Origin of the sequence: Paraburkholderia sp. SIMBA_030 (assembly GCF_046535245.1) — a bacterium.
Taxonomy (GTDB): domain Bacteria; phylum Pseudomonadota; class Gammaproteobacteria; order Burkholderiales; family Burkholderiaceae; genus Paraburkholderia.
This window is the reverse complement of the sequence record NZ_JAWRXB010001775.1, coordinates 1-231: the sequence shown is the minus strand read 5'-3', so window position 1 is coordinate 231 and position 231 is coordinate 1. Positions and strand designations below refer to the sequence as shown.

The window sequence follows — 231 nt, the reverse complement described above, 5'->3', positions numbered from 1 at the left end:
CAGGTCGAACGGAGCACGGGCCGGCACGTACAGCAGCGAGCTGTATTCAAGCTTGCCTTCGACCTTGCTGTGGCTCCAGCTCAGCGGGTTCTCGAAATCGTGAGCAACGTGCTTGTAGAACTCCTGGTATTCCTCGTCCTTCACTTCGGTGCGAGGACGGGTCCACAGGGCACTGGCGCGGTTGACGGTTTCCCATTCGGCGGCAGGCTGCTCTTCACCTTCGGCAGCGGC

Annotated in this window: 1 pseudogene; it reads right to left on the bottom strand. The window is 61.5% G+C overall.

The features are described 5' to 3' along the window. Positions 1 to 231, bottom strand: a pseudogene (locus tag SB772_RS46095) (molecular chaperone HtpG); the annotation flags it as partial.